Origin of the sequence: Burkholderia sp. Ac-20353 (assembly GCF_017104785.1) — a bacterium.
In the GTDB taxonomy this organism is placed as follows: domain Bacteria; phylum Pseudomonadota; class Gammaproteobacteria; order Burkholderiales; family Burkholderiaceae; genus Burkholderia.
Window position 1 is genome coordinate 20,911 of sequence record NZ_JAAGPL010000043.1, and the last position, 16,933, is coordinate 37,843.

General features: G+C 68.8%; 10 protein-coding genes. 2 read left to right on the plus strand and 8 right to left on the minus strand.

What is annotated here, in order from left to right; all coding sequences use genetic code 11:
- Positions 1–22: 22 nt before the first annotated feature.
- The 3 genes from G3N94_RS15265 to G3N94_RS15275 all read right to left on the minus strand — a co-directional run bounded on the left by G3N94_RS15265 (position 23) and on the right by G3N94_RS15275 (position 8,228).
- Positions 23–5,932, minus strand: coding sequence for an autotransporter domain-containing protein (locus G3N94_RS15265; protein ID WP_205793323.1), 5,910 nt, complete (start codon positions 5,930–5,932; stop codon positions 23–25).
- A gap of 406 nt (positions 5,933–6,338) precedes the next feature.
- A complete protein-coding gene (locus G3N94_RS15270; protein ID WP_205793325.1) occupies positions 6,339–6,998 on the minus strand; it encodes a YdcF family protein in 660 nt (219 codons plus the stop codon).
- 195 nt (positions 6,999–7,193) lie between these two features.
- Positions 7,194–8,228, minus strand: coding sequence for a rod shape-determining protein (locus G3N94_RS15275; RefSeq protein WP_205793326.1), 1,035 nt, complete (start codon positions 8,226–8,228; stop codon positions 7,194–7,196).
- A gap of 290 nt (positions 8,229–8,518) precedes the next feature.
- On the opposite strand from G3N94_RS15275, the gene G3N94_RS15280 reads away from it, so the two are divergent.
- Positions 8,519–10,873, plus strand: coding sequence for a patatin-like phospholipase family protein (locus G3N94_RS15280; protein ID WP_205793327.1), 2,355 nt, complete (start codon positions 8,519–8,521; stop codon positions 10,871–10,873).
- 54 nt (positions 10,874–10,927) lie between these two features.
- On the opposite strand, the gene G3N94_RS15285 is transcribed toward G3N94_RS15280, so the two are convergent.
- A complete protein-coding gene (locus G3N94_RS15285; protein ID WP_205793328.1) occupies positions 10,928–12,043 on the minus strand; it encodes an ATP-binding protein in 1,116 nt (371 codons plus the stop codon).
- Complete coding sequence (locus G3N94_RS15290; RefSeq protein WP_205793329.1) at positions 12,030–12,740, minus strand: response regulator; 711 nt, start codon at positions 12,738–12,740, stop codon at positions 12,030–12,032. The genes G3N94_RS15285 and G3N94_RS15290 overlap by 14 nt, the downstream gene beginning before the upstream one ends.
- Before the next feature lie 231 nt (positions 12,741–12,971).
- On the opposite strand from G3N94_RS15290, the gene G3N94_RS15295 reads away from it, so the two are divergent.
- Complete coding sequence (locus G3N94_RS15295) at positions 12,972–13,886, plus strand: glutaminase (protein ID WP_205793330.1); 915 nt, start codon at positions 12,972–12,974, stop codon at positions 13,884–13,886.
- Between the two features lie 49 nt (positions 13,887–13,935).
- Here the strand turns inward: G3N94_RS15295 and G3N94_RS15300 are convergent, their stop codons facing one another.
- The 3 genes from G3N94_RS15300 to G3N94_RS15310 all read right to left on the minus strand — a co-directional run bounded on the left by G3N94_RS15300 (position 13,936) and on the right by G3N94_RS15310 (position 16,803).
- The gene (locus G3N94_RS15300) at positions 13,936–14,496 is read right to left on the minus strand and encodes a TetR/AcrR family transcriptional regulator (protein ID WP_205793331.1); all 561 of its coding nucleotides are present in this window, start codon (positions 14,494–14,496) and stop codon (positions 13,936–13,938) included.
- Positions 14,493–15,029: a dihydrofolate reductase family protein gene (locus tag G3N94_RS15305; protein WP_205793332.1), complete on the minus strand. Its 537-nt coding sequence runs from the start codon at positions 15,027–15,029 to the stop codon at positions 14,493–14,495. Before G3N94_RS15305 ends, G3N94_RS15300 begins: the two co-directional genes overlap by 4 nt.
- Positions 15,030–15,387: 358 nt before the next feature.
- On the minus strand, positions 15,388–16,803 hold the full coding sequence (locus G3N94_RS15310; RefSeq protein ID WP_205793334.1) for a DUF308 domain-containing protein: 1,416 nt from the start codon (positions 16,801–16,803) through the stop codon (positions 15,388–15,390).
- Positions 16,804–16,933 lie beyond the last annotated feature (130 nt).

Below are 16,933 nucleotides of genomic sequence, written 5' to 3' on the forward strand. Positions count from 1 at the left end.
CACAGGATAGGACAGAACCGGGTCAGAAACGCCACAGGATGTTGCCGAGCACCGCGTTGTCGCGCGCGCCGCTGCCGAACTGGCCGCTGTACGACACCCCGAGCGTCAGGTTCTTCGTGATGCTCGCGTCGACGCCGACCTCGAGCACCGCGCTGTCGCGCGCGATCGGCACGCCCGCGATCTGGAACGACCCGCCGCCTGTCGCGAACGCGAACGTCGAGTTCGACCGCGCGCTGCCGAACGCATGCCGCCAGCCAGCCATCGCGCGCGCGGTCAGCGTGCCCTTCGCGAGCAGGCCGAGATCGGTGGCCGCCCGCACGCCGAGCGTCGAGAACGCGGTGTTGTTCGTATCGGAGCCGGTCGTCAGCGCGGCCGCACCGCCGCTTTCGGTGAAGCCGTCGGTATGCAGGCGCACGAACGCGAGGCCCGCGAACGGCTCGAACGCGACGGCACCCGCCGGCAGCGCATAGCCGACTTCGCCGAACACCTGCGTCGAGTTCGCGTTGTAGCTGGCCGAGTCGTGGTCGCTGAAGCCGGCGAACGCGGGATTGCGATCCGCATTGATCCGGTACCACGTCTGCGCGACGCCGCCACGCACGCCCCACGCGCCATACTGCGCGCCGCCGTACAGCGACACGTAGTAGCTGTTGTACGACGCGGACGCCGTGTCGTTGTCGAGCGAGCCATGCGACACGCCGCCCGCGAGACCCGCGCGCCAGTGGTCGTCGAGCGCCATGTCCGCGCCGGCGATGAAGCCCGTCTGGCTGCGGTTGATCGTCGACGCATTGCCGTCGCCGGCCAGCCGGCTGCGACCGCCGAACGCCTGGCCCCAGACCACCGGACGATACGGCGTGTTGCCGACGCAGCTCGCCTGCGAGCCGAGCCGCTGCTCCGGCGGCAGCGCGTTGTCGCCCGGCGCGCCGCTACCCGTGTCGTTGCACAGCGCCGCGCCGCCCGCCGACAGCGCCGCCAGCGGCCCGGACGAGGCCCCGACGCCGCGCCGCACGCGATCGGTCACGGCCTCGCGCACATAGCGGCTGTCGGTCAGCAGCATGCTCTTCGCGCTCGCGTACAGCTCGCCGTCGAGTTGCCGGAACGCGCTCTGCGCGGTGGGCGCATCGGCGATCAGCACCGCGTTGTACACCGGGTTGCTCGAGCCGAGCGCGCCGATCGCGCCGGCGACCGCCGCTTCGTTCTGCGTCGTCGCGACCGACGAGAACGACGTGCCGTTCGCGGTGAGCGTCAGCGTCACGCGATTCGTGAAGTAGTCGAGCGTCGGCGTGACGAACGCATAGGTTGATTTCACGCCCGCGAACTGCCCCTGCACGCCACCGCCCGCACTCAGGATCGTGTACGTCGTATTGGCCTGGTACGACGCCTGGCTCGCCAGCACGCTCACGTTGCCGCCGTTCAGCGTCGCGCTGCCCGTCGCCGCGAGGCTGCCGCTTTGCTGCGGCGTCACGGCCACCTGCAGCGTCGAGCCCGGCTGGAACGTCACGTTGCCCGCGACGCTGAGCGTCTGCCCGGGCTGCGGCAGCGCCGCGATGCCGCCGCCCGCGACGACCAGGCCGCCGATCGTGCCGGCGCCCGTCACGGTGCCGCCGCTCTGCACGGTCACGGGCGAGTTCGCGAGCGACCCGTTGACAGCCAGCGTGCCGCCGCTGACCGTCGTCGGGCCGGACAGCGTGCTCGTGCCCGTCAGCGTGAGCTGCCCGCTGCCGGCCTGCGTGAGCGCACCGGTGCCGGACAGTGCGCCGCCGAGCGTCACGTTGCCCGACTGGTCGACGACGAGCGTGCCGTGGTCGACGACGTTGCCCGCGACGCTGCCCGACGTGCCGCCGTTGCCAAGCTGCAGCGTGCCGCCGTTCGCGATCGTCGTGTCGCCCGTGTACGTGTTGTTGCCGGTCAGCACCTGCGTGCCCGTGCCGGCCAAGGTGACGCCGCCCGCCCCGCCGATCACGCCGCCGAACGTGCTGCTGCCGCTGCCGTTCAGCGTCAGCGCATTCGCGCCCAGGTTCACGTGGGTGCCCGCCGCGCCGGACAGCGTGCCGAGCGTCTGCGCGCCCGATGCGCCGCTCAGGTCGAAGGTCGCGCCCGCGCCCGCGAGGCTCACCGTGCTGCCCGACGCGAGGCTGCCGCCCGTGCCGAGCGCCAGCGTGCTGCCGCCGTTGATCGTCGTGCCGCCCGTGTACGTGTTCGCGCCGGACAGCGTTTGCGTGCCCGTGCCAGCCACCGTCAGGCCGCCGGTGCCGCCGATCGCGCCGCCGAAGTTGCCGCTGGCGGTCCCGGAGAGCGTCAGGCCGTTGCCGCCGAGGCTCACGGTCGAGCCCGCGACGCCGCTCAATGCGCCGATGGTCTGTGCGCCCGTCGCGCCGCTCATGTCGAACGTCGCGCCCGCGCCGGCCAGGTTCACCGCGCCCGTCGGCGCGAGACTGCCGCCCGCGCCGAGCGCCAGCGTGCCGGCGTTGATCGTCGTGCCGCCGGTGTAGTTGGCCGCGCTCGTCAGCGTCGCGGTCGCCGTGCCGTTCTTCACGAGCGCGCCCCCACCGGTGATGCCGCCGTTCAGCGCGAGGGCGTTGCTGCCGCCGAGCGTCAGCGTCGAGCCGGTGGCGAGGTTGACCGCGTTGTTGAGCAACAGGCTCGCGCTCGTGTCGAGCGTCGCCGCGCCGCCAACGTTCAGCGCGCCGCCGCCGAGCGACCCGCTGTTGCCGAGCACCAGCTTGCCGCTGTTCAGGTTCGTGCCGCCTGTATATACGTTCGCGCCGGTCAGCGTCTGCGTGCCGCTGCCGGCCAGTGTCAGGCTGCCCGCGCCGCCGATCACGCCGCTGAAGGTGCCGCTGGAGGTGCCGCCCAGCGTCAGCCCGTTGCCGCCCATGTTGACGATCGTCCCCGCGACGCCCGACAGCGCGCCGATCGACTGCGCACCGGTCGCGGTGCTCAGGTCGAGCGCCGCGCCCGCGTTGGCCAGGTTCACCGCGCCGGTCGACGCGAAACTTCCACCCGCGCCCACCGCCAGCGTGCCGGCGTTGATCGTCGTGCCGCCCGAGTATGTGTTCACGCCCGTCAGCGTCGTCGTCGCCGGACCGTTTTTCACGAGCGCGCCGCCGCCGGTGATGCCGCCGCTCAGCGCGAGCGCGTTGCTGCCACTGAGCGTCAGCGTCGCGCCGTTGGCAAGATTGACCGCGTTGCTGACCGACAGGCTCGCATTCGTGTCGAGCGTCGCCGCGCCGCCGACGTTCAGCGTGCCGGTGCCAAGCGCGTTGTTGTTGCCGAGCACCACGCTGCTGCCGTTGTTCAGGTGCGTGCCGCCCGTGTAGGTGCTCGCGCCGTTCAGCGTCTGCGTGCCGGTGCCGGCCAGCGTCAGGCTGCCGGTGCCGCCGATCGCGCCGCTGAAGGTACCGCTGGCGGTGCCGCCCAGCGTCAGCGCGTGGTTGCCCAGACTGACGTTCGTCCCCGCGACGCCCGACAGCGCGCCGATCGACTGCGCGCTCGTCGCGCTGCTCAGGTCGAGCGCCGCGCCCGCGCCGGCCAGGTTCACCGCGCCGGTCGCCGCGAGACTGCCGCCCCCGCTGATCGCCAGCGTGCCCGCGTTGATCGTCGTGCCGCCCGTGAAGTTGTTCGCGGCCGTCAACGTCGTCGTCGCCGCGCCGTCCTTCACGAGACTGCCCGCGCCGGTGATCGCGCCGCTCAGCGCGAGGGCGTTGCTGCCGCCGAGCGTCAGCGTCGCGCCCGTCGCGAGGTCGACGGCGTTGTTGACTGTCAGGCCCGTGGTCGTATCGAGCGTCGCCGCACCGCCGACGGTCAGCGCGCCCGTGCCAAGCGCGTTGTTGTTGCCGAGCACGAGGCCGCCGGCGTTCAGCGTCGTGCCGCCCGCGAAGGTGTTCGCGCCGTTCAGCGTCACCGTCGCGGTGCCGTTCTTCACGAGCCCGCCCCCGCCGGAGATCGTGCCGCCCAGGCCGAGGTTGTTGCTGCCGGCGAGCGTCAGCGTCGTGCCCGTGGCGATGTTGACGCCGTTCGCGAGCGACACGTTGGTGGTCGCATCGAGCGACGCCGGGCCGTTGACGTTCACCGCGCCGCTGCCGAGCGCCGTATTGCTGCCGACCACGAGGTTGCCGCCGTTCAGGTTCGTGCCGCCCGTGTACACGTTCGCGCCGGTCAGCGTTTGCGTGCCCGTGCCCGCGAGCGTCAAGCCGCCCGTGCCGCCGATCGTGCCGGCATACGTCGCATTGCCGCTGCCGGTCAAGGTCAGCGAATTGCCGCCGAGATCCACGTTGGTGCCGGCCGCGCCTGCCAGCGCGCCGATCGTCTGCGCGCCCGATGCGTTGCTCATGTCGAACGTCGCGCCCGCGCCGCTCAAGTTCACCGTGCCGCTCGCCGACAGGCTGCCGCCCGCGCCGAGCGCGAGCGTGCCGGCGTTGATCGTCGTATCGCCGGTGAAGGTGTTCGCGCCGGTCAGCGTCAGCGTCGCCGCGCCGTTCTTCACGAGGCCGCCGTTGCCGTTGATCGAGCCGGCCAGCCCGAGATTGTTGCTGCCGCCGACCGTCAGCGTCGTGCCCGTGGCGAGATTGACCGTGTTGTTGAGCGTCGTGTTCGTACTCGTGTCGATCGTGGCCGAGCTGTTGACGTTCAGCGCGCCGGTGCCGAGCGCCGCATTGTTGCCGACCACGATGCCGCCGGCGTTCAGGTTCGTGCCCCCCTGGTAGTTGTTCGCGCCCGACAGCGTCAGCGTGCCGCCGTCGTTCTTCGTCAGCGCGCCGCCGCCCGACACGGTGCCCGACAGCGTGAGCCCGTTCGAGCCCTGCACCGTCAGCCCGCCCGCGTTGAGCGACACGTCGTTGGCGACGTTGAGCCCGGCCGTGCCCGCCTGCAGCCCGCCGCCGGTAGCCGTGATGGTGCCTGTGCCGAGCGACGCGTTGTTGTTGATGATCGCGACGCCGCCCGCCAGCGTCGCATCCTGCGCGCTCGACGCGCCGTTGATCGTCCAGTTGCCGCTCTGGACGTTCAGGTGATTGAAGTTGATGTAGTTGTTGACCGCGATCGTGCCGTTCGCGCCGGCGCCCTGCTGCAGCTTGAGCGTGTTGTCGCCGCCCGCGCCGCCGTCGACCGTGCCGGTGGCCGCGACGCCGAGCGTGACCGGGCCGACCGTGATGTTGAGCGCGCCCCCGGTGCCGCCCGCCGTGTTGACCGACGAGCCGGTCACCGCGGTGAACGAGTTCGTGCTGTTCGCGCCCATCGACACGCTGCCGTTGATCGTGCCCGAGTTGACGAACGAGTTGCCGGCCCCGGGCGTGCCGTTCGAACCGAGCGACACGCGGCCGGTGATCGTCCCGCTGTTCGTCATGTTGACCGTGGCGCCGCCGTACGCGGCCACCACGGGCGCATCCGCGCCGGTCAGCGTCGCTCCGACCAGCGCGTTCGAGCCGATCGTGCCGGTGTTGTTGATCGTCGTCGTGCCACCCGTGCCGTTCTGGACCGACAGCGCCATGCCCGTCACGCCGCTGATCGCTACCCCGGTCGAGCCGTTCATCGTGCCGTTGTTGATGACGGTGGTGCCGCCGCTCGCCGCCGAGTTACCGATCACCGCGCCGCTCGACAGCACGCCGAGCCCGGTGCCGAGCGCCGACGGATCGATCGTGCCGTTGTTGGTCAGCTGGGTGTTGTTGCCCGTCAGCGACAGCGCGGTGCCGCCGACGCCGAGCAGCACGCCGAGGCTCGCACCGGCGTTGACGGTGGCGTGGATGTTGTTCGCGCTGTTCGAATAGTTCGGCGCGAGCGGGTTGGCGACGCCCGAGCACGTAACGGTGGTGCCCGCCGTGGTACAGGTCGCATGCGCGGGAATGATGCCCGCGCCAATGAGCGCCACACACACGCCCGTCGGCAACAGGAATCGTGGAAGCGTTTCTTGGACTCTTCTGGAACGTGCGCGGCTCATGCTTCCCCCATTGAGCGGACAAACGGCGAAACATCGAATCGAAGACAGCGCAAAATCGCGGGCAAAAAGAATCCCGCCCGGCGTTCGTCGGAACGACGCCGGTTACTCGTGGATAAATCCTGGAATCGGCCTTGAATCGCGGATGCGCGACTAGTCGAATGACATGATGGTCACCCCGGTTTTTGCAGCGACACTTTCTGTGTTGATTTGAGTACTGCCGTGCGTTTTGTCAGACAAGGTATAGGTCAAACAAGCCGCGATTGCCAAGCAATTATCGCTATCCGGAGAAATAATTCCTGTTGATGTTTACAACAGCGAAAGGATTGGCGAATCGGAGCGATCCGTGCCGCAATGGCGCGGCACGGATAGAAAGCGGCGAGGAAGCGGCAAGGAAGCGCCGAGCCGCTCAGGAAAACAGCCGCAGCAGATACAGCATCGGCCGGAACGACATGGGCCGCGCGTCCGGATTCAACCAGAGGCGGACCGAATAGACGGCGTACGCCGGCACTTCCCGCCAGCTCGAATACAGGTCGCGCAGTTCGAACCGCCGCGGATACGCGGCATGGATCTGCGCGCGATCGATACCGACGCGCTCGAACGCGAGCCGCGCCCGCGCAAGGTGGTAGAACTGGCTGACGAGCAGCACGCTGGTCGCGCGGTGCGCGTGCATGTACTCGAATGCATGCTGCGCGGTCGCGAGCGTGTTGTCGCCCTGGTTGTCGACGGTGATCCGGTCGGCCGGCACGCCCCGTGCAACCAGGTAATCGCGCATCGCGGCCGCCTCGTCGAGCCCGGGGCCGTCGATCGCGCCGCTGACGAGGATCGCCGGACACTGTCCCGACCGGTAGCACTGCACACCGACGTCGAGACGCGACGCGAGAACCGGCTTCGGCTTTCCGTCCGCATCCAGCGCATTGCCGAAGATCACGGCGACGTCCGCCCGCCCGTCCGGAATGCGCATGCCGCGCACGGCCAGCCCGACGGCGGCCAGCACCCACACGGCCGCCACGATGGCCAGCACGCGGCCTGCCCTCGCGACGACGCCCCGCTTGGTATTCCTTCTCAATTGTTCCTGGCCTCCCCGATCCGTTGCCGCGCGGCGCGTTCGTCCCGCGCGCGGCGGGTACGCTAGCACGTCTGACGAAACGGTGTCGACCCGGCGGGGTCAGGCGTGGCCCGGTTCACGGGGATGAAGGACTTGCGAGTCAGCGTTGCCGGTTATCCCGGGGAACAGGTGATGCGCGACGCAGCCACGCAGCCGTCAATCGGGCGCGCACATCGCGAGGCGCCCCATCGCCGCGCCGGCCCCGCGCACCGCGCAGGTTGCCGGCTCGTCGGCGATCCGCACCGCCAGCCCGGTTTCGTCGAGCAGCAGGCGCCCGAGATGCGCGAGCAGTGCGCCGCCGCCCGTCAGCACCGCGCCGTGATGCGCGATATCGGTCACGAGCTCGGCCGGCGCGTTCTCGAGCACCGATTTCACCGCGCCGGTCACCTGCTTCAGCGGGCCGGCCAGCGCTTCCGCGACGTCGTGATTCGACAGCTCGATCGTGCGCGGCAGCCCGTCCTGGACGCCGCGGCCGACCGCGCGCATCGTCTCGCGCGGCACCGCGGTGGTGGCCGAGCCGATCGTCTTCTTCACGTGCTCGGCGGTCTGGTCGCCGAGCAGCACGCCGTACAGGTTGCGCACGTAGTTGACGATCGCCGCGTCGAACTGGTCGCCGCCGACACGGATCGCCTCGCGATAGACGATCCCGCCGAGCGCGATCACCGCGACTTCGGTCGTGCCGCCGCCGATGTCGACGACGAGCGAGCCGACCGCTTCGGTCACCGGCAGGCCCGCGCCGAGCCCGGCAGCCAGCGATTCCTCGATCAGTTCGACCTTCCACGCACCGGCCGCGTACGCGGCATCGCGGATCGCGCGGCGCTCGACCGCGGTCGCCCCGGACGGCACGCACAGCGTCACGTCGACGCGCCGGCCGAAGCGCGTGCGCGTGCGCGACATGTCGATGAACTGGCGGATCATCTGCTCGGCCGCGTGCGCATCGGCGATCACGCCGTGCTGCAGCGGCCGCACCGCCTCGATATGGCCGGGCTCGCGGCCGAGCAGCGCCTTCGCACGCTCGCCGACCGCCTCGAGCGTCGGACGCGCCGTCGCGCCGTCCCGCTTGCGAAAGCAGATGACCGACGGCTGGTTCAGCACGACGCCGCGCTCGGGCGTGTAGATGCGCGTGCTCGCCGTTCCGGGGTCGATCGAAACGGATTGCGCAAACAACTTTCCGAACAGCGGTGTCGACATGATCAGGCCTTTACGAACGAACGGGCGGAACGCCTCGGGCGCCACCCCGCGCGCATCCGGCCCTATCCGGCAGCGCACGGCGCGTGCCGGCGTATTCCGGCATAGCGGCAATTGATGCGGAAACTTTAACCAATCCTCGTGATTTTTTCGCGACGAAATTACCGAAAGCGTCGCATTTACGCCCGCAGACGCGCACCCGCGTCTCGCGTCGCCCGTGCAAAACACGTTAATCTCTCGGTTTTGCCTGTTTTGCGCAGGCTGTCGACGCCCGATTCCGCCAGGTAACCACGATGACAGCGCCCGATTCTCTCCGCTGGCAGCGGTTGCGCCGCCTTTGTCCGATACTCGTCGCCGTCTGGTGCTGTGCCGCCGCCGCGCAATCCGCACCGGCGGCCGATATCACCGCCCCGTCGGCCCCGACCGACGTGCCCGCCGCGCCGGCACTTGCTTCGCACGCCTGCACACCCGACGGCGGCCCGTCCGGCCGTCCGGCGGTCGGCCTCGTGCTGTCCGGCGGCGGCGCGCGCGGCTACGCGCACCTCGGCGTGCTGAAGGTGCTCGAGGAAAACCGCATCCCGGTCGACTGCATCGCCGGCACCAGCATGGGCGCGGTGGTCGGCGGCCTGTTCGCGAGCGGCATGGCCGCCGACGAGATTCAGAAGCGCCTGTCGCAGGTCAATCTCGCCGACGTCGCATTCGACGTGACCGAGCGTGCGGACCTCCCGCAGAGCCGCCGCGAGGACGAGCGCTTCTATGCGAGCGGCCTGACGCTCGGCTTCGGCGCGAAAGGCGTGAAGGCGCCGGCGGGCCTCGTGCAGGGCAACCGGCTGCAGGCGCTGCTCGCGGACTGGACCGCCGCCGTGCCGATCAACCAGGCGTTCGACCGGCTGCCGATCCCGTACCGCGCGGTCGCGACCGACCTGCAGACGGGGCAGATGGTCGTGCTCGACCACGGTTCGCTGCCGCTCGCGATCCGCGCGAGCATGGCGATGCCCGGCCTGTTCGCGCCCGCCGAGATCAACGGCCGCGCGCTGGTGGACGGCGGCCTGGTCAGCAACCTCCCGGTCGACACCGCGCGCGCGATGGGCGCGAACGTCGTGATCGCGGTCGACATCGGCTCGCCGCTGCGCCCGCTCGACGCGCTCGCGTCGCCGGCCGACGTGATGCAGCAGATGATCGGCATCCTGATCCGCCAGAACGTCGCGTCGCAGCACAAGCAGATCACCGGGCAGGACGTGCTGCTCAAGCCCGAGCTCGGCGCGTTGTCGTTTACCGATTTCCAGAACGCGAGCCAGGCGATCGCCGCCGGCGAGGCCGCCGCGAAAGCCGCGCTGCCGCAGCTGCAGCACTTCACGCTCACGCCCGAGCAGTACGCGGCGTACCGGTCCGCGCACACGCAGCCGCTGCCGCCGCCGGTCCGGATCACCGGCATCGACGTGCGCACGGACGGCGGCGTGCCGAAGCGGGTCGTGTTCGACGCGTTGCACGTGAAGCCCGGCGACCTCTACGATCCGAAGGCGGTAAGCCAGGACCTGCTCGCGCTGTCGACGAGCGGCAATTTCGAGAGCGTCACGCAGCAGGTCGTGAGCCATGACGACGAGAACCGGCTCGTGATTGACGCGCGCGAGAAATACTGGGGACCGAACTTCCTGCTGTTCGGGCTCGGGATGTCGAGCAGTTCCACCGACGAAGGCGGCTTCCGGCTGCACCTCGGCTACCGGCGGCCGTGGCTCACCGACTCGGGCCTCGAATTCCGCGCGGACACGACGCTCGGCAGCGATCGCCAGTCGGTGCGCGTCGAGCTGCGCCAGCCGCTATCGACCGGCACCGGGCTTTATTTCGCGCCGTACGCGGAATACGAACGGCGCTTCGCGAACGCCTACGCCGACGACGTGAAGCTCACGCAGTTCCGGCTGCAGACCGAACGCGTCGGCTTCGATTTCGGCGTGCCGATCCGGCGCCTCGGCGATTTCCGCATCGGTCTCGCGTATGCACACGGCTATGCGTCACCGGACTACAACGTGCCGATCGCGTTCGGGCCGGACGGCCAGCCGACCGAGTTCCTGTTCAACGGCACGAACGGCCGGCAGCTCAGCGCGCGCGCGCGGCTCGTGATCGACCAGCTCGACGATCCGCTGTTCCCGCGCAAGGGCTACTTCGGCGAACTGCGGGCCGAGCGGTCGTTCGTGTCGAGCGAGCAGCGGCAGTACACCGAATTGTTCGGCAAGGCGATGGTCGCGCAGCAGTTCGGACGCCACAGCATCAATGCGAGCCTCGAGGCCGGCAAGAGTTTCGGCGGCGTGAGCCCCGTCAACCTGCTGGATTTCACGCTCGGCGGCTTCCAGCATCTGGCCGCGTATGCGGCCGACCAGCTCAACGGCAACGCGCTCGTCTACGGGCAGGTCACGTACATGAACCAGCTGATGACGTTCAACGCGTCGCCCATCAAGGCACTGTTCGTCGGCGCGAGCGCGGAACTCGGCAACGTCTGGTCGCTCGACAGCGACGTCGGCTCCGGGCCGCTCAAGCAGAGCTATTCGTTCTTCACGAGCCTGACGACGTCGTTCGGCCCGCTCTACGTCGGTATCGCGCTCGCGCCGGGCGGGAGGCGCAACCTGTATTTCCAGCTCGGCCGCACGTATTGAGCGTGGCAAGCCGGCCTGGCACGTTCGCAAACCCGTTATTTGCGTGAACGGGCCCTAGACCGGCCAGCTGATCTCGAAGCGCGCACCGCCGAGCGCGACCGGATCGGCGACCGCGATCCGCCCGTTGTGCGCATGCAGCACCTGGCGCGTGATCGCGAGGCCGAGCCCGTAGCCGCCCGTGCGGCGGTCGAGCCGCACGAACGCGTCGAAGATCCGCTCGCGTTCGTGCTCGGGCACGCCTAGGCCGTCGTCCTCGACGTAGATGCAGATGTTGCCGTGCCCGATCGCGATGCCGGCCGCGATCTGCGAGCGCGCGTACTTGCTCGCGTTGCGCAGCAGGTTGCGCATCGCATACGACATCAGCCGCCGGTCCATCTTCACGCGCACGTCGGTCGCGATCGCGATGCGCGTATCGATCGATTTCTCCGGATACAGCAGCGCGGCGTCGTTGACCTGATGCTCGAACCACGCGGCGAGCGCGGTCGGCTCGAGGTTCGACTGCAGCGAGCTGTATTCGAGCCGCGCATACGTGAGGCTCATGTCGATCAGCTCGTCGAGCTCGGTCACATCCTGCGCGATGCCGTCGAGCGCGGCTTCGTATTCGGCCGCCGAACCGGGCTCGCGCAGGATCTCGAGCGCGAAACGCACGCGCGCGAGCGGCGTGCGCAATTCATGCGAAATACCGTTCGTGAGGTCGCGCTGCGCGGCGATCAGCCGCTCCATGCGCATCGCGAGCGCGTTCAGCGTGCGCGCAAGCGGGCCGATGATCACGCTGTGCGATTCGCGCGCGCGCGTATTGAAGCGCCCGCCGGTGAAGTCGATCGCGCGCTCGCGCACCATCACGAGATCCGACCACACGGGCCGCATCCAGCGGTACGCGGCAAGCGCCGGCAAGGTCACCACGAACGCGACGACGGGCCAGATGTCGCCCGGCAACGCATCGAACGCGTGCCACACCACGCGCGGCGACAGCACGACGGCGAGCGCGAGGGCCGGCACGAGCGCCGTCAGCAGCACGAGGCTGAGCAGCTGCAGGTAGGTGCGCACATAGAGGCGCGACCAGCTCGGGATCCGGTCGGCGCGCGTGTCCGTCCACGAGCGGCGGAAATGCAGCCAGCGCCACTTGACGTAGCGCAGCGGCGACAGACGGGGCGCGTCATTCCCACGCATGTTTGCTGAACTGGTAGCCCTTGCTGCGGATCGTCTTGATCCGCTGCGGGTTGCTCGCGTCGTCGCGCAGCTTGCGGCGCAGCTTCGAGATGCGGCCGTCGATCGTGCGGTCGAGCCCGTCGAATTCGACGCCGCGCAGCTGCAGCATCAGGTCGTCGCGGCTGACCACTTCGCCCGCGTGGCTGACGAGCGCCCACAGCAGGTCGAACTCGGCCGAGGTCAGGTCCGGCACGCTGCCGTCCGGCAGCACGACGGTGCGATCGGTGCGGTCGATCGTGAACTTGCCGAACGCGAAGCGCTCGGGCGGCGCGGCCGACGGGTCGGCGCCGCGCGCGGGCGTGCGGCGCAACTGCGCCTTGATCCGCGCAAGCAGGATGCGCGGCTCGACCGGCTTGTGCACGTAGTCGTCGGCGCCGATCTCGAGGCCGAGCAGCTCGTCGAACGGCTCGTCGCGCGCCGTCACCATGATGATCACGCCGTCGTACTGCCTGCGCGCCTCGCGGCAGATCTCGAAACCGTCCTTGCCCGGCAGGTTCACGTCGAGAATGACGAGATCCGGGCGCATGGACAGGATCGCCGGCACGGCGGCATCGCCGTGCAGCACGGTGTCGACTTCGTAGTCGTTCTTGCGCAGGTAGCCGGCGATCAGCGCGGACAAGCGGGTGTCGTCTTCGACGAGCAGGATCCGGAAGGACATGGGCAAACGGTTGAATCGTACGGAAAGCGGCGACGCAGCCGGCTTGCGCCGGGAAGGTCTCGTCGGCCGAAACGTATCGCATGATACTGCGCCTGACGATCGCTGACGCGCTCATCTCGAAAATAGGGGTGCGAAGGCGGGGGTGCACGCGCCGTGCTTGACGAATCCGTGCGGAGACGGTTCCATACGGGCTCGCCGGAATCCGGGCGCTGCACGCCCTCGCCTGACCTCATGAATTACCAACCGATCCTCGAACGCATCCACACCGAACTCGCCCCCTGGATCGGCCAGGGCCGCGTCGCCGACTACATCCCCGAGCTTGCGAACGTGCCCGCCGACAAGTTCGGCATCGCGGTCGTGACGCTCGACGGCAACGTTTACACGATCGGCGACGCGCACGAACGCTTCTCGATCCAGAGCATCTCGAAGCTGTTCGCGTGCACGCTCGCGTTCCAGCTGCTCGGCGACGCGCTGTGGGAGCGGGTCGGACGCGAACCGTCGGGCACCGCGTTCAATTCGCTCGTGCAGCTCGAAAGCGAGCGCGGCAAGCCGCGCAATCCGTTCATCAACGCGGGCGCGCTCGTCGTGACCGACGTGCTGTGCCGCCGCTTCGTGAAGGCCGAGACCGCGCTCGTCGAATTCGTGCGGCGGCTGATCGGCGCGACCGACATCGACTACGATTCGCGCGTCGCGCTGTCCGAGCTTCAGCATGCGGAGCGCAACCGCGCGATGGCGCATTTCATGGCAAGCTTCGGCAACATGCAGATGCCGCCGGAAACCGTCGTCGATGCGTATTGCCGCCAGTGCGCGATCACGATGAACTGCGTCGAACTCGCGCGTGCCGCGCTGTTCCTCGCGAACGGCGGCGTCGCGCCCGTCACGGGCGAGCGCATCGTCGATTCGAGTTCCGCGAAACGGCTGTCCGCGCTGATGCTGACCTGCGGTACCTACGACGCGGCCGGCGACTTCGTATACCGCGTCGGCCTGCCCGCGAAGAGCGGCGTCGGCGGCGGCATCGTCGCGGTGCTGCCGGGCGAGATGGCCGTGTGCGTGTGGGCGCCGGGGCTCGACGCGAATGGGAACTCGCTTGCGGGCCAATTGGCGTTGGAGTGGCTGACGACGTATTCGGGGCGGTCGATTTTTTGAAGCGCAGAAGTCGAGCGAATCAGCCACCTCGACCAACACTCGATATCGATCATTTGTTTGCCAGACGCTCCAGCAGACGATCCAGCGCCTGCTGATACTGTGCCTCCAACTTTTGCACCTGCATCTGCTTGCCTTGAGCCGAAACTAGCGCCAAGCCGCTGCCGTGGGCATGGTCGATCAGAATATCGCGCCATAGCAGCGGCTCGTCCGTCATCTCCGCCAGCAACACCGTTAGACGATCGGTGATATGGCGGACGACGCCGGCAAAGGCTTCCGGCGTGGCGAAGATCGCCAATGTCAGTGGCGGATGTTTGCCAACGGCGTGGTGATAACGGGTCAACAGCGCCCGGATTTCAGCCCCGGGATCCGACAGCACGTCGGCCCCCTCCAGCACTTCCGCATAGACGCGATCCGACAGCGCGCGCAGCAGCCCGTCATAGTCACCCACATGGTGATAAAGGCTCATCGCGGTCACGCCCAGCCGCTTGGCCAGCGCGCGCATCGTCAAGCCTTGCCCGCCGTCTTCATCCAGCAGCACCAGCGCCGCGGTCAGGATATCGTCCCGCGACACGCCCGTGCCTTGCACCGGACGCCCGCGCGGGCGAGTCATCGCGCGAGCCGATAGGTGGACTGCACGAGGCCTGAAGCAAAGCTGCGGCTGGATACCAACTCCAGAGCAATGTCTTGCAGCAGGGGGCCAAAGAGCGGGCGTCCCGACCCGATCAATACGGGCACCGTGGTGATCACCATATCGGCGATCAGCCCATCGCGCAGAAAGGACTGCACGAGTTGCCCGCCGTCGACGTAAACCCGGCGCACGCCTTGGCGCGCCAATTCTTCCATTGCGGCCTTGGGCGCAAGGTCCGAAAAGCGCAGCTTCCCTTGCAGCGCTTGAGGCACCGGCGTATCGGCCAACTGCCTGGACAGCACCAGGACCGGCTGCTCGTAAGGCCAGGCGTCGAAGGTCCGAATCTTTTCATAGCAACCGCGACCCATCACGATCGTGTCCTTGTCGGCGATGAAGGCGGCGTAGCCATGGTCCTCGGCGGGCTCATCGCGCTGCAACAGCCAGCCAATGTCGCCGTCTGGCCGGGCGATGAAGCCATCCAGGCTGGTAGCGATGAAGACGTGTGCGGTGGTCATCCTGAATCCAATATATATACGGTGTATATTATCTTACAGGCAGCGCAACGGATGGGCCAGCAGGAACGGAGCATCCGCGCTTCTGCAGATTCAAGACTTCGGCGAAATAGTCGCGGTCAGCAGACGTTCAAGTGTCTTTGCGAGATTCGTGGCGAGCGGCCAGTCGTTGCCGAACCCTGTCGCTGAAGGAGGCGCGGCACTTGCCCGCCAGCCTGTGCCGACGAGTTTGCATGTCAGTTCATTTTGACGGGGTTCCGGTACGCTGGCGCTCGAATGGCTGACCACGTATTCGGAGCGGTCGATTTTCTGACGCCGCGGGCCGCGGGCCGCGCGGCGCGTCGGGTAGATCCCGCCGACGCTACTCGGCCGACGCCGTCCGCGAACCGCCCGACGACAGCGCGGCGCTGTCCTGCTCGCGCCACGCGCGGCGCGACGCGATGATCCCCTTCACCGCCGAGCGCGCGACCTTCCACCACGCGAACGGCCGCGGATCGGCGAGCATGCTGAGCGCGCGCGCGTAATCGAGCGTGAGCCCCGGCGTCCACGCCATCGTCACCGCGCGCTTGCGGATCTGCGCGGCCACCCACAGCTCGGGCGTGAGCAGCAGCCGCACGAATGCGCCCCACCCGGCCCGCGCGCCCTTCAGGCGCCACACCGCGCCGTCGAGGGCCGCTTCGAGCGCATTCGACACGGTGCTAGAGCAGTTGCGGTGCGTAAGGTTGTACGTCGTGTTCCGGCGGTACGCCGACCAGAACGCATCCAGTTTCGCGGGATCGTAGTTGCGGATGCGCACACGCACCGTCGACGGGCACCACGCGTTCGATTCGGTCGCATAGTCCGGCTGGAACAGCCCCGGCACGTCGTTCTCGCGCGTCGCGCGCAGGATCCGCGTGAACTCGTCCGGCGAGCGGTCGATCTCGACGCCCGGATACAGGCTGATGTAGACGCCGTCCGGCGCTTCGAGCGCCGCATGCCCGGTCGAGATCACGCCGTTGACGTCCACCGCTGCGATATAGCGGTCGATCACCGGATAGCGCTGCGCTTGCGCCTTCGACGTGCCGGTCGGGGTCCACACGTGCACGGTCAGCGCATGCTCGTCGTCGGCAGGCGGGCCGTCCCATTCGGTCTGCGCGAAGCGCGGCGCGGCCGGCGCCGCGGCGGGATCGGGCGTGATGACCGAGGCCGAGGCCGATGCCGGCGACGTCGCGAACGCGGGGTTGCGCGTCAGCCGCTTCACGCGCGCCGCGAGGTTCAGCATGTGGATTCCGCCGAACAGCAGCAACAGGCCGAGACAGTACGGCACGGTGCCGACGTAATGCGTCGGATACGGCTGGTAGAAGAAAATTGCCAGCAGCAGCTCGATCACGCCCCACGTGAACGCGACGTGCCAGCGGCGATAGCGAACCATCCACGCGGACGTGCACTGCAGCAGGCCGTCGACGAGGAACAGCGTGCCGAAGATCATCGACAGCAGGAAGTGGCCGTGGTGATGCCCGGCGAAGATCAGCCCCGCGGCCACCACGACCGCGATGCCCTTCACGTAGCGCAGCACGCGCTGCCCGCCGACGCCGCTGCCGGCCACCGCGAGCGTCGCGAGCCCTTCGAACAGGAACAGCCACGCGAAGAAGTCGATCGGAAAATGGAGCGCGCCGTCGAGCGCGTCGATGAAAATGACGACGCCCGCGACGATCCACACCCAGCCGAGCATCGTCAGCCCGCGCCAGCGCGTCCGCAAATATTCGATGCCCAGCAGCAGCAACACCAGTCGTACCATCGCGCCCTCTTGTCGTATCGGTTGAACGCGCTCTGGCGGCGCGCCCCGGATGCATGCGAAACGCGCATCGGATCGACGCGCGCGGCGGCGCCCGGATCATGCCCGGCGGCGCCGTGCGTCGCCATTCGTC